Here is a 14,266-nt window from a genome sequence, read left to right on the forward strand (position 1 = left end):
GCTACATCGGCATGATGGTGTGCTTCTTCGGAGTATCCACCACCTGCTTGTTGCGCAGCTGTCGCATCGCCTGGCGCAAGCGGATGCGGGTCTGGTCCGGGGTGATGACGGAGTCCACGTAGCCGCGCTCGGCCGCCACATAAGGGCTGGTCATATTCGCGTTGTAGAAGTCCATGAACATCTTCTTCGCCGCCGGGCGCTGCTCCTCCGGCATGGCGGCCAGAGCCTTGCCCTGCATCATCACCACGGCGGCCTCCGCACCCATCACGGCGATCTGCGCAGTCGGCCACACCAGGTTGATGTCCGCACCCAGGTTCTTCGAGCCCATCACGGCATAGCCACCGCCGAAGGCCTTTCGCACTACCACGGTTACCTTCGGCACCGTCGCCTCCACGGTGGCGAAGCCCAGCTTCGCTCCACGGTGAATCAGGCCGGCCTTCTCTTGCTCCACGCCGGGCATGTACCCGGGTGTGTCCACGACCCAGACGAGGGGGACATTGTAGGCGTCACAAATACGGATAAAACGCGCGGCCTTATCCGCAGCGTCGGCGTCCAGGCAACCGGCCAGCTCCATCGGCTGGTTGGCCACCACGCCCACCGCATGGCCGTCGATGCGTGCGAAGGCGGTGACGACGTTGGAGCCGTAGTCGCCCTGCACCTCCAGCACGTTGTCGTCGTCGAAGATACGGGTGAGCACCTCCATGATGTCGTAGCCCGCGTTCGGATCGTCCGGGATGATGTCGTTCAGCTCGAAGTCGCGTTCGGTGAGCTCGTCGTTCGGCGCCCAGAACTCCGGGGTCTCGTCGAAAGAGCTGGAAGGTAGGAAGTCCAGCAGGTCCTTGACGTAGTTGAAAGCGTCTTCCTCGCTGGTTGCGACGTAGGAGACGTTGCCGTTGCGGGCTTGCTGACGCGCCCCACCGAGCTCTTCCATCGAAATCTTCTCGCCCGTCACCGATTCGATAACCGCCGGGCCCGTCACGAACATCTGCGTGCGGCCTTCGACTGCCACCACAAAGTCGGTGGTCACGGGGGCGTACACGGCACCGCCGGCGGACGGGCCGAGCAGGATGGAGATCTGCGGGGACTGGCCGCTCAGCGGCAGCTGGCGGCGGGAGATCTCGGAGTACATCGCCAGGGACATCACTGCATCCTGAATGCGGGCGCCGCCGGAATCGTTAATGCCGATGACTGGGCAGCCGATGCGGATGGCCATGTCCATGACCTCGCAGACCTTCTTACCGAAGGTCTCGCCTACCGAGCCGCCATACACCGTCTTATCGTGGGCGTACACTGCCACGGTGCGGCCACCGACCCGGCCGTAGCCGGTGACCACGCCGTCGCCGTAGGGGGCGTCCTCCTCGCCGGGGGTGCGTCCCAGCGCGCCGATCTCCACGAACGTTCCCTCGTCCAGCAACGCGTCGATGCGCTGGCGGGGCGTGGTCAGCCCGGCTTCGTCGCGCCTGGCCTTGGCCTTTTCGGACCCCGGGTCCTGCGCCTGTTCCAACCTCCGGTGCAGCTCCGCCAACTTCTCGGCGGTAGCGCCGGTGGCTTCGGTGCCGTTGGCGGCGGTTGCTCCCTCATCGGCAGCAGTCACAGTGAAAGTCCCTTCGTTTTCGACAAACCCCTTCTCCTAAGGGGCTATCTATTTAGTGGCCGTGTGTGTTTCAGCTAGGCGCCATCCGCAATGTGCTTGGCGATCACACGTCCCACTTTAGAGATCTCTGGCTCGTCCACAATAGCCAGGTGGTCGCCGCGCAGCTGGACGATCTCCAGATCCTTGACGATTTCGCCCCAGCCACCGTCCGGAGCCACCTCGGCGTAGGCAGGTTCCAGCTCGATCGCGCCGTCGTGCATCCGCTCCGCGCGGAACAGCGTGACGGGTGCCTTCACGTCCGCCCAGGCCCGGAAGTCGAGGGATTCCAGGATGCGGTTGTCCACGAAACTGGCGCGCTGGTGTTCCAGCACGCCCGCGGGCAGGCCCATTCCCTTGGCCTCCGGGGAGGTCAGGAACTGCTGGAACATCTGCATCATCACGCCCTCGCCCTGCTGGTCCAGCAGCTCGTGGGGAACCTCTAGCGGCAGGCCGTAGGTCTTCTGCGCGAATGCCGCGTAGCGATCCCACCGCGCGTGCATTTCTTCCTTCGTATCCGGGGCGGGGTTCTTCGGCTGCACGGTGTCCAGCAGTACGATGCGCTCGACCTCTGCGCTCGTTTCGCCAGCCGTGGCGCGCTTGCCCAGCTGGTGGGCAACTTCGTACGCCAGGGCGCCACCGAAGCTCCAGCCTCCCAGCAGAACCGGACGGCCGTCGGCCAGCTCAACAATCTCATCCAGGTAGGCCGCCGCGCGGTCCGCGAGCTCGCCTTCCAGGCGCTCCACGCCGTAGACCGGCACGTCGTCCGGCAGGCGGCGCATCAGTGGCGCGTACACCACCGAGGAACCACCAGCCGGGTGGAACAGGAACACCGCAGGCTGGGTGCTGCCTTCGGGGCGCGACCGCAGCACGCGGATGTTGCCCTCCACTTCGCTTTCGAGGCTGCTGCGCACCTTCTCGCTCAGCGGCTCGAGGGTTTCGGCGGTCAGCACATCCTCGGCGCTGACCTCCGCTCCAGAGCGTTCGGTCAAGCGGTCCGCGATGCCCCGGGCTTGCTCTTCGTCGATGCTCGGCAGCTGGCTCGTTACGCCCTGGGCTGCCTTGCCAGTGACCTTTGCCCAGGTGGCGAACACCAGGCGCTCGCTCGCGTCGCGTGGTGCCACGCCGCCGCCGGTCGCGGTGTAGTCGGTCGCAGCACCGTCTTCTGCGCCATCTTCTTCGCTACCGTCTTGTTTAGTGACGCCACCTTCTCCCCCGGCAGCGGCCTCAGCACCGTCGGCAGCATCGGCGCCGTCAGCGCTTGTGTGACGCTCTGCAATCATCTGCTCCACGAGTGCGATTACGTCGTCCACGGAGCCATCGCGGAGTGCCTGAACCTGCAGCGGTGGCAGGTCGAAGTCATACTCCACGCGGTTCTTGATGCGCATGCCCATCAGGGAATCCAGGCCCAGGTCGATCAGGGGCAGCTCGCCCGGCAGATCCTCGATGTCGTAGCCCATGGATTCGGAGACGATGGCGCGCAGGCGGTCCCCGGCGGACTCGCCGGAGTTCGGATCCCAGCGGTCAGCGGACTCGTCTACCTCGGGCAGCGCGTTGCCCGCGCCTTCCTTTGCGGAAGCCCCAGCGGCGGAAGCGTTCGGCGCCTCGCTGGCCTTCGCGGCGGCTGGAGCCGAGGCGGCGTCAGCACCCTCAGTACCCAGGGCCCCAAGCGCGCCGCCGAGAGTAGCGACGAAGGCCTCCGCGACCAGCGGCATCGACTGTGCACCGGGCGCATCGGCGGCGTAGACGGACAGGGACCAGCCGCCGAGGGAACCGGCGGCGATGGTCGTCAGCTGGCCCGCCGTCGGCAGCGGGGCGTGGTCGCGGGTGGCGGCCACCGTGGCACCGTCGGCCAACACCTCCGCCGCAGCTTCGGCCAGCAGCTCGATGCTCGGCACATCCTCGGCCGGCACGCTGAAGACAACGCGGCCGTCGGGCAGATCCACGCGCGCGCCCGGCAGATCCACGGCAGGGCCGGAAGACGGTCGAGCGCTCGTCCAGTGGCGCTGCAGGTTCCACTGCGTGCCCGGCACCTTCGGCAGGCTCACGCGGGAACCGCCGGCCAGGGCCTTCAGATCCAGGTCCGCGCCCTGCACGTACAGCTCCGCGAGGGTGGACAGCAGGGTCTGGGCAACCGGCTCCTTGCGCTTGAGCAGGAACATCAGCTTGGAATCGCTGGCGTTGTGCGCGAAGGAGTTGTTCATCAGCGGCATCAAGGCCACCGGGTTCGGGGAGAACTCGATGAACGTGCGGTAACCATCGTCGAACTGCTTGCCCGTCGCCTCGGAGAACCAGACAGGCTGGCGGGTGCAGCGCAGGAAGTACTCGGCATCGTGAACGACCTCACCTGGCTGGTACACGCGGCCACGGTCCACGGTGGAGTACAGCGGGGTGTGGATCGGCTGCGGATCCAGGTCGCTGATCTCGTAGTGCAGCTCGCCCAGGATCGGATCCAGCATCGAGGTGTGGCCTGCGCCCTTGACCTTCAGCAGGCGGGCGAACTTGCCCTCGCCCTCCAGGTATTCCACCAGCTTCTGCACCGGCTCTGCCGGGCCGCCGACGGTGGTCATGCCCGGCGCGGCGTACACGGCGGGCTCCACCTGGGCGTATTCGGGGTGCTCGGAGGTGAAGGTAGCGAGCTCTTCCACACCGAACTCGACCACAGCCATGGCGCCCTGTTTGTCCTCTGGCAACAGGCGCTCGCCCTCGCCCATCAGGCGGGCGCGGTGGCAGGCGGTGCGCACGGCTTCCTCGGCGGTGATGCCGCCCACGGCGTAGGCCGCCGCGATCTCGCCCATGGACTGGCCGACGACGGCGGCGGGCTTGGCCCCCAGGGCACGCATGAGGTCGTTCAGCGCAATCTGCACGCAGGTGATGCCCACCTGGGCGCGCTCCGTGTCGTAGTTCTGCTCGTCGTCCAGCACCATCTCGACGAAGGACCAGCCGGATTCCGCCAGCACGACCTGGTCCAGCTCGTCCAGGCGGGAGGCGAAGAACTCGGAGAGCTCGTAGAGGTCCTTGGCCATCTTGCGGTGCTGGGAGCCGAAGCCGGAGAACACCCATACCGGACCATTTGCCGAGGGCGAGTCGGCAGTCTTCACCGTCGCGCCCTGCTTGCCAGCGGCGATGCGCTGCAACCCGGCGATGGCTTCGTCGAAGGTGGCGGCGGAAACCACGCCGCGGGAACGGCCGTGGTTGTGGCCAGCCAACGCGAGGGCTACACCGCGCAGTTGGTCAGCCTCATCGCCTGCCTTGGTGAAGGATTCCTTGTTCTGCTCCAGGTACGCGGCCAGTGTTTCCGCGGCCTGACGACGGCGGGAAGGCAACAGCCCGCTGACGGGCAGCAGCACGTGCGGGGCCTCGCCCGCGGAATCCTCACGGTCCAGGCCGATGGGGGCAGCGGAGTTTGCAGTGGCCGCCCCAACACCCGCCGCGGCCTCTTCTTCCAGATTCGGCGCCGCGATGACCACGTGCGCGTTCGTGCCACCGAAGCCGAAGCCGGACACACCGGCGATGGCGCGCCCGGAGTACTCCGGCCACTCGCGCGGATCCTCCACGACCTCCAGGTGCTCACGGTCGAAATCGATGTACGGGTTCGGACCGGTGTAGTTCAAGCTCGGCGGCAGCACGCCCTCGCGCATCGCCAGCACGACCTTCATCACGCCCGCGACACCTGCGGCAGCCTCGGTGTGGCCAAAGTTCGTCTTCGCGCTGCCCAGCAGCAGCGGCTCGGCCACGTCGCGCTGGCGGCCCAGAACAGTACCCAGCGCCGTAGCCTCAATCGGGTCACCCAGGATGGTGCCGGTGCCGTGCGCCTCCACGTAGTCCACGGCCTGCGGATCGATCCGCGCGTCGGCGTAGGCGCTGCGCAACACGTCCACCTGCGCATCCGGATTCGGGGCGGTCAGGCCGTTCGAACGGCCATCGGAGTTCACCGCCGAGCCCTTGATCACGGCCAGCACGTTGTCGCCGTCGCGGCGCGCATCCTCCAGGCGCTTCAACACAACCACGCCCGCGCCGTCGGAACGCACGATGCCGTCGGCATCATCGCTGAAGGCACGAATGCCGCCCGTCGGGCTAAGCACGCCGAGTTCGGAAAACGCCACCGTCGCAAAGGGGCTGCATAGGAGGTTGACGCCACCCGCCACAGCGACCTCAGAATCACCATCGCGCAGGGAGCGCACCGCCTGGTGAATTGCCACCAGCGACGAAGAGCAGGCCGTATCCATCGCCACGGCCGGGCCGCGGAAGTCGAAGGCATAGGAAACGCGGTTGGCGATGATGGAGCTGGAGTTACCCGTCAGCGCGTAGGGGTGCGCCTCCGCCGGGTCGGCGGAGATCAACATGCCGTAGTCATTGTTGGTGTTGCCCATAAACACGCCAACGGGCTTGCCGCGCAGCTGGTTGGCGGGGATGTGCGCATCCTCCAGCGCCTCCCACGTCAGCTGCAGGATGATGCGCTGCTGCGGGTCCATGTTCGCAGCTTCCAGCGGGGAGAGTCCGAAGAATTCCGCGTCGAAAGAGGCGATGTCCTCGATGTAACCGCCCGTCAACTGGGCCTGCTCCATACGGCGGGTCATCTCCGGGTCGCGGGAGTACTCCGACCAGCGTCCCGCTGGCAGTTCACCCACGCCGGAGCGGTAGTTGGAGAACAGCTCCCACATCTCATCCGCATTGTCGGCCCCGGGGTAACGCCCCGCCATGCCAACCACAGCAATGTCGCGCTGGCCCAGTGGAAGCGGGCCACCTGCGCTGGACGCCGCTCCGGCGGAGGCGGTGGCGTCACTACCAGAAACAGCGCCAGAACCGCGACCCTGCATCAGGTGCTCGGCCAGGGCGGCGATGGTGTTGAACTCGTAGGCAATCGTCGCGTCGAGGGTTGTGCCCAGCAGGCGCTCCAGGTCGCCGGAAAGGACCACGACGTCGCGGGAAGACAGGCCGAAGTCCTGCATCGAGCGTTCGTCGGAGATCTCCGCGGCATCCAAACCGGTGGTGTTCGCCACCCAGGTGCGTAACCACTCCCGCATCTGCTGAATCGTGGCGGGGCGGGATTGCTGGTCAGCTGTGGGGGCGCCCTGCTGGTTGTCTGCCATGGAAGGTCGCGTTTCCTTTCGTGCCGGGATGCCTTAGGGAAGGCGTGAGTGAGTCACCGTAGCGCTATATTTTAACGCGCCGAGGTCGCTTTATGGATTAAGCGCCCAGCGTGCCCTCCAGATACGCCTTCGCAGCCACGCGGCGGGCGATCTTGTTGGCGGAGGAACGCGGCAGAGTGCCCGGCGCGATGATGCGCACATCGGAAGGCTGCACACCATGGGTGGCGGTGACGGCCGCGCGCATGGCCTCGATGGCCTCCGCGTCTCCGTCCTCGCTGGCGTCCGGGTCGCGCTCGGCAACAATGATGAGCCCCTCGACGGACTCACCATCAGCGGCACCGTTTGCGGAACCACCGGCCTCCACAGCGAAGGCTGCGATGACGGCCGGGGCGGTCTGCTTAGTAGCCTCGTCGGCGGTGGCCTCGATGTCCTGCGGGTAGTGGTTACGACCAGCGACGATGATGAGGTCTTTCAGGCGGCCGGTAATGAACAGGTGGCCATCCACGATGACGGCCAGGTCGCCGGTGCGCATCCAATTGTCCTCCGGCGCGTCACCCGCGCGGCTGTCGGAATCCAGGCGGTTGGCAGCCGGCAGGGAGTTGCGGAACGTTTCCTGGGTCTCCTCCGGGCGGTTCAGGTAGCCCGCGGCCATGTTGTCGCCGTGGACCCAGATCTCGCCGACGTTGCCATCGGTCAGTTCCTTGCCGGTCTCCGGGTCGACAATTGCGAGGGTCTGTGGGAGGCACACCTGACCCAGGGAGACCAGAGAGAGGCTGTCTGCGTCGTCCGCGCTGCCTTCCACGGTGGTGCCGTCGGAAAGCTCATCGCGCTTGAACCACTTCGTCAGCGGACGCTCATCAGTCTGCGGGGTGGTGACGATCAGCGTGGCCTCGGCCAGGCCGTAGGACGGGCGCATGGCTTCCTTCTTGAAGCCGTAGGGCTCGAAGGTATCCAGGAACTTCTGCACCGAACTGTGGTGCACCGGCTCAGAACCGTTGATGATTCCGTCGACGGCAGATAGGTCCAGTTCAGCCAGCTCCGCGACCTTCGCCGGGTCGGCGTAGCGCACGGCCAGCTCCAGGGCGAAGTTAGGCACGACGGTGTAGACGTTCTCGTCTTCGCTCTGGCGGTTCAGCTGACGGATCCAGCGAGTCGGGTCCTGGATGAAGTCACGCGGGGACATCAGGTCAAAAGGCAGGCCCAGGATGATCACAAAAGCGGACAGGATCACGCCCATGTCGTGGTGCAGTGGCAGCCAGGTGCTCAGACGCAGTGGGGACTGCAGGTTCGCCGCCTTGAAAATCTGCAGCACGTTGGTGACGATCGACTTGTGGGTGAGCACCACACCCGCCGGGGTGCGGGTGGAGCCGGAGGTGTACTGCAGGAACGCCTCCTCGCTGGACTTCGGCGCCAGCGACGGGTCCGCCATGATGGCGGCCATGGGGTTCTGCCAGTCGTCGGCCAGCGCATCCGGCAGCGCGTCCACCGTCAGCACGCGGGGGCGCTCGGTGGTGGGAGTAGAGGCGAAGTGCTTGCGCACGGCCGTGGCGGAGCGCTTGTTCGTCAGCACAACCGTCGGCTCGGAGGAGCCCAGCACGGCGGTCAGGTGGCCGGTGTGGCCCGGCTCGTTCGGGTCATACAGCGGAACGGGCACCATGCGGGCGTACATCGCGCCCAGGAAGGCGTACATGTACTCCGGGGAGTTATTAGCCAGGATGGCCACGCGGTCGCCGGGCTTGGCGACCTGCTGCAGGCGGACGCACACGGCCTTGATGCGGGTGTTTACCTGCGCGCGGGTGATCTCGTGCACCGTACCCTCGCGGGACTCGCTGAAGTCCCAGTGGCGGATCAGCACGTTATCTACCGTGCCCTCCATCTGCGCCATGGTGTAAAGCATTTCGCACATGCCGGAAAGGGTGAGCTGATCGGGAACATTGATGTCGCCCTGCTCATCGTAAAACTGGCCCATTGCTGCAGTGATGTCCACGCGGGTCTCCTCTACTTATCCATTCGGTTCAAACAGTATCGGGTTAGCTACATAGCTCTAACGCCATAGCTCTAACGCCATAAACATTTAGTTTCACTTGTGAAACACATCGTACCGGGGAGCTCTGCTGTTACCCGGCAATTTCGCATTCCCGTGTGCCGTGTGCCCCCATCGCTCGAGCACACGGCACACAATAACCTCAATATGAGCCCGCCGAAGCGACTGCAGCTACTGCACGCGCTCGTTAATCAGATCCCGCGCCCATCCAACGATGTACTCCGGAACGGTCTGGCCCTCCACGACCTTCCCGTTTGTCGCATACTCCGCATGCACAGCGTTGGCGGCCACCAGGTCCTTGGCTCGCACAAGAGCGTTGCCCAGATCCGCTGGGGCGTCACAAATAAGATCCGCAGGGGCGCAGTAGTTATTCACTCGATCGTTCAGTTCGCCGAACCCATCCGGGCGCGGGCCGCGCATCGTAGCGCCCGGCACGATCGTCTGAATCAGCCCACTGACCGGGTTTAGCGCGATCTCCGCTCCGGTGCCGCGGATGCCCTGCGCACCAACGAGCTTGCCCTTGTCCAGCTCCTGCCTACCGTCAGCGATCAGCGATACTCCCAGCACCCGGTCGGCGGGCACGGGGCCGCGCCCATTGCCGATCTCTCCCGCCAGGTCGCCGGTAATCACCGCGCCCTGGCTAAAGCCGGTCAGGATGAAGGACGTTGCTGGGCACTTCTCATGCGTAGCCCGCAGCTCCTCCTTCATCCGCTCGAAGCCCTGGTTGCGGGAGTCGTCATAGCTCATCTCGTGCTTCGCGTTCATGTTGCGGAACTGCGCGGTGTACGGCAGGGTCCACACCTTCACCTTGTCCGGGGAAAACTCGTCGGCCAGCGGGCGGGTGACGTTCAGCATCAGCGAGTGAGGGTTGGCGTGCGGCGCCAACGGATCGTCGTCGGCCTTGGATTCCCACGTGCCCGGCGCGGCCAGCACCTCCACGTCCACGCATCCGGGCGGGTTCTGCGCCTGCGGGGCAGGTGGAGAGGTCGGCTTGCCCGGCCCCGGGCCATCAACATCGTCGCCGGTGAGCAGCCAATTGCCCACACCCACCACAATGAGCGCAAGCAGGACCAGCACTGCCAGGATGGTCAAAACTTTCTTCATAGCTTCTTTCTAGACCTTCCTCTAGGGGTTCTAGAGCTTCTAAAGCAAAACCAGGCTGCCCTCGCCACCTATGGCGGACAACCTGGTTATGGGAAACGAGTGACCACTAACAATACGCGGATTTCGCGGCCTTGCGAATAGCGTCCTCGGCCTTCTTCGGATCGCCGTCGATCACACCGTTGGCCTCCAGCTGTCCCGCAGCCAACGGGGTGTACACATCGGCCTGTCCACCGCCCTCGGCGGTGCAGTGGGCGTGACCAGCGGCGATGAGCTGATCTTCCAGGCCACCGATCTCTGCGGCGTCGTTGGCCTTCGCCAGGTCGATGCCACTATCCTTCAGCCGCTTCAGGAAGTCCTTGTCCTGATCACTGCGCTGCGCACCGGATGGAATGTCGTCGACCTCGTCCACAGTCCCATCGCTTGCCGGGGCACCACCACGGTCGCCGGCGGATTCTGGGGCGTCATTGCTTTCCGAAGAACCAGACTCGCCGTCCTTGTCGTCGGCCCCGTCCTTGCCGTCCTTGTCGTCGGACTTCTCGGTCGCAGACTCCGTCACCGAAGGCACCGTCGTGGACTCCGCCGAATTGTCGACCGTCTCATCACCGCCGCATGCCGTCAGCGTGGCCAGCGATAGTAGCGCCGCGCACGCGGCACCGGCGGCCACACGAAACTGCCTATTCTTTGTGACGCCCACAGTTAGAGCACCTCAACGCGTCCGTTGACCTCGCGGATCTCGCCGTGCTGGAACTTGATCCGGGTTCCGCCCGCCGGGATGTCCTCGTGGTCGCTGGTCGGGTAGCCGAGCTTGCCCTGCTCCCAGCCGCGCTTACCCCACTCGTCGAACACGTTGCCGTAGTAGATCACGTGTGCGCCGGTGGACGGGGACCAGTAGATGTTGCCGTGCTCGAACTCGGAGAAGCGGCCGCCCTTGATGACCTTCTCGCCGCCCTTCGGGTTGCCCAGCTTGGAGGTCACGCCGCCCAGCTGCAGGTACTTCTCAGCGATCTTGCCCTGGACGAAGTGGGTCTTATTGTCCTTGTCGCGGACAATCACGCCGTTCTGGTACTTCTGCATGTAGCTATCGCCGACCTTCTCCAGCTCAGAGATCGGGTAGCCCAGCGGGCCGTTCTCCCAGCCGGTCTTGCCCCACTCATCCATGAAGTCCTTCGGCACAGCGTGGGCGCCGGTCTCGTGGGTCCAGTAGATCGCGCCGTTCTCGAAGGTGGTGTAGCGGCCGCGACCGTTGGAGATGACATTCTCCTCGGAGGTCGGGTAGCCCAGCCAGGAGTCCGGACCGTTCATGGAGGCGTAGTGGGCGCCGATGCGACCCCACACGTAGTGGGCGCCGGTCTTCGGGGACCAGTAGGCGCGGCCGCCACGGAAGTCCTGAACCTTGCCGCCGTCCTTGGCGTCGTACTCATTGGAGATGCAGGCGCCCAGGGTCTCCGGGGCGTTCTTCATGTTCTCCGCGATGGCACCGCCAATCTTGCACTTCGCACCGCGGTCAGCTTCCGGGACACCCAGGGCGTCCGCGATGTGCGGCCATGCCTGGATCATCTCGTACTGCCAGTACGGCCAGTCGTGGGTTCCGGAGGGGCGGAAGGCCGTGATCGGCTTCACGCCGGCCTTCTTCGCGTACTTGACGAAGGTCTCGGTGGTCATGCGGGACATAGCCTCCAGGCCGAAGCCGGCCATGTTGGAGGGCATGCCCGGAATGGTGCCCGGCTTGTCGTACTTGCCCGCGTTGCCGTTACCTGCGGAGACGTAGACGGTCATGTCCTTCAGCGCATCCACGCCCAGCTTCGGGTCGTGGTCGATCCAGTCCTGGGAGCCGAACTCGCCCCACATCTTCTTGGCGTCGTAGCCGTTGCCGTCGTTGGTGGCGTAGGCGATGGCTTCCGGCATGCCGTAGGAGGTCGTGTCCAGGTAGCCGGAGAAGGAGCCGACGAACTTCCACATCTCCGGGAAGCGCTCGGCCAGGTTCATTGCGGCGGTACCACCCATGGACAGGCCGGTGATCGCGCGATCCTCGTTGGCGCGCCAGCCCTCGCGCAGGACGGGCGGCAGCTCCTTGGTCAGGAAGGTCTCCCACTTGTAGTGCTTGCCGTTCTCCGGCTCGTTCCAGTCCGTGTAGAAGGAGGACTCGCCGCCGACGGGCAGAATCACGTTGACGTTGCGGTCTGCGTACTGGTTGGCGATGTTGGTGGACAGGGTCCAGCCGGACTCATCCTCGCGGGCGCGCAGGCCGTCCAGGGCCCATACGGTCGGGAACTTGCGGTCGGGCTGGGAGTACCAGTCGCGGGCCAGCAGGATCTGCACCTTGATGGGCTTGCCAGGCATGGCGGCGGAGTTGATGAAGACGTTGGCCCAGCGCTCGGTGATCCACTCGACGCGGTCCACGCTCACGCCCTCCGGCAGGCCGTCCAGGTGCTGCTCGGTAACCTCGCGCGGGGTGCGCTTCGGAACGCTGTCCGGGTCCAGGTAGCTGGTGCCGGAGCCTGGGCCCATGGAGCCACCGAGGGAGCTCTGCGCGGTGGCGGCCGGCATCATTGGCATTGCCAGCGCAACGGAAAGCGGCAGAGCCAGGATCGCCGCGCTCTTACGGCGGAGGCTGCTGGCGGAGCGAGTGCGACGGGAGAGGTTCGCTGCTAGGCGCATAGTCTTCATTCTTTCTGTTGCTCTTTGGTTGTATGTGTAGCTTTGTCTAGTGCGTGTCTAAGCGCCGGTTCTTGCGGCCGAAGCAGGTTCCCCTCCTGCTTCGAACACCACCGGGCGCTTCGTCAAGCCATTCACTATTCACGTTTACGTCTATCGCGACCTGGATCTTCTCAAGCTTTTCGCGCTTGTATCGCAGGTGCGCTTCTAGCACGTGAGCAATTATGGCAAGCAAAAGCGCTTTCACATGGACAACACGCGGAACATTTAAAGTTTTACTTGAGGGTTAGCCTACCATGTTGCCAGTGTTACTTATGTGATTCTTGATGTTCTTTCTTATTGACGCCCCTACACCCCGTTCGTAATAAGCCTCAATACCCCACCAGCGCCACCCGCACCCCAGCCCCTCACGCGCAGCGCCAACCCCAGGCAAGCAAAAGCCACCGCCCCAGGCAGCACCTAGGGCAGTGGCTTTAAGAGTTTAGGAAATCGCTAGAGCGTCCTAAGTTTAGGCACCCAGCGCGCGCAGGATGTGCGGGCGAGCCTTGCTCAGCTCCGCATCCCAGTACGGCCATGCGTGCAGGCCGTTAATTGGGTAGCTCACAACCGGTCGAGCGCCAGCTGCGCGGGCAGCCATCTCGAACTTCGCGGTGGAGGTACGCGCCATCCACTCCAGACCAATACCAGCAGCGACGCCCCTCGGATTCTCCAGGAACTTCTCGCCGCGGGAAGGAACGCCACCGGAGGCGGCCAGGTACAGCGGCATGCCACGGAAGCGGCCAGCCTGAACGGTCGGGTCATTGCGGAAGCGGCGCGGATCGACCGGGCTGCCCCACATGTCCCAGAGGTTTGCACCCTTGTCAGCGTCAGACATCGCGTACTGGATTCCGGCATACATACCCGGCCAGGTCGGGTTCAGGTAACCAGACAGGGAGGTCGCCTGCTTGAACTGGTTGCGGTGCCATGCGGCCAGGTTCATTGCGGCAGTACCGCCCATGGAAAGACCGACGATGGAATTGCGGGTCGGACTCACGCCGAAGTTGCGCTGCAGGTAGCCCGGCAGCTCGCGGGTCAAGAAGGTCTCCCAACGCGGCTTCTTCGGGCCACCCTTACCGCCGTACGGGCCCATCCAGTCCGTGTAGAACTGAGCCTGCCCGCCGACCGGCATAACCAGGGTCACGTCATCGTTGACGAACTTCTTCACAGCGTTGCCCGACCAAACCCAGGCGTTCCAGTCCTGGCGTGCACGCAGACCGTCCAGCATGTAGACGCCAGCGTTACCGCCGCGGGAAGAGGGCTTGATCTGCACCTGGATCTTCTGCCCCATCGCCGGGGAGTAAACCCAGCAGTTCTGCAGGTAGTACTTGTGCTTGCTCCAGTGGCAGCCCGGGCGCAGGTGGCCACGGTTGTCAGCAGCAGCGGTGGGTGCAGTGACAACGGCCATACCCAGCGCAGTGGCAATAGCTACCAGGAACGCAGTGAGCTTGGAGCCCAGACCCTTGGTCTTCTTAGTCGTGTTCATGTAGTCCTAAATGTCTTGAAACGTTCTGACGAGAGATGCGCCGAAGGCTCATCTCGAAACACAGGATGCGTGTACGTTACCAAATCTTTACGATCGCACTCAAAGTATTGATCGAATCTCTTTCACGAAACGCTACATCCCTAGAACCTTCTCAGCGAATCCTTAGAGGCGCCTAATCACACGCCTCCCTCGCTCCACTCACGCCACTGCAACCCCAT

Annotated in this window: 7 protein-coding genes; all 7 read right to left on the bottom strand. The window is 64.7% G+C overall.

Annotated features, from left to right (window positions below; all coding sequences use genetic code 11):
* Position 1: 1 nt before the first annotated feature.
* Entirely contained in the window at positions 2-1,594 is a 1,593-nt protein-coding gene (locus HMPREF3166_RS06985; protein ID WP_034984417.1) for an acyl-CoA carboxylase subunit beta, read from the bottom strand.
* 74 nt (positions 1,595-1,668) lie between these two features.
* A complete protein-coding gene (pks13, locus tag HMPREF3166_RS06990; RefSeq protein ID WP_070488403.1) occupies positions 1,669-6,723 on the bottom strand; it encodes a polyketide synthase Pks13 in 5,055 nt (1,684 codons plus the stop codon).
* A gap of 97 nt (positions 6,724-6,820) precedes the next feature.
* Positions 6,821-8,710, bottom strand: coding sequence for a FadD32-like long-chain-fatty-acid--AMP ligase (locus tag HMPREF3166_RS06995; protein WP_070488405.1), 1,890 nt, complete (start codon positions 8,708-8,710; stop codon positions 6,821-6,823).
* Between the two features lie 228 nt (positions 8,711-8,938).
* Complete coding sequence (locus HMPREF3166_RS07000; RefSeq protein ID WP_070488407.1) at positions 8,939-9,871, bottom strand: cutinase family protein; 933 nt, start codon at positions 9,869-9,871, stop codon at positions 8,939-8,941.
* A gap of 106 nt (positions 9,872-9,977) precedes the next feature.
* Positions 9,978-10,565 (bottom strand): DUF732 domain-containing protein, encoded by a 588-nt coding sequence (locus tag HMPREF3166_RS07005; protein ID WP_070488409.1) that lies wholly within the window; start codon positions 10,563-10,565, stop codon positions 9,978-9,980.
* A gap of 2 nt (positions 10,566-10,567) precedes the next feature.
* Positions 10,568-12,529 carry an alpha/beta hydrolase-fold protein gene (locus HMPREF3166_RS07010; protein WP_371327266.1) on the bottom strand — a complete coding sequence of 654 codons (1,962 nt, stop codon included), beginning with the start codon at positions 12,527-12,529 and terminating at the stop codon, positions 10,568-10,570.
* Between the two features lie 505 nt (positions 12,530-13,034).
* Entirely contained in the window at positions 13,035-14,048 is a 1,014-nt protein-coding gene (locus tag HMPREF3166_RS07015) for an alpha/beta hydrolase (RefSeq protein ID WP_049049310.1), read from the bottom strand.
* Positions 14,049-14,266 lie beyond the last annotated feature (218 nt).

The organism is Corynebacterium sp. HMSC08A12 (genome assembly GCF_001807485.1).
Classification (GTDB): Bacteria; Actinomycetota; Actinomycetes; order Mycobacteriales; family Mycobacteriaceae; genus Corynebacterium; species Corynebacterium evansiae.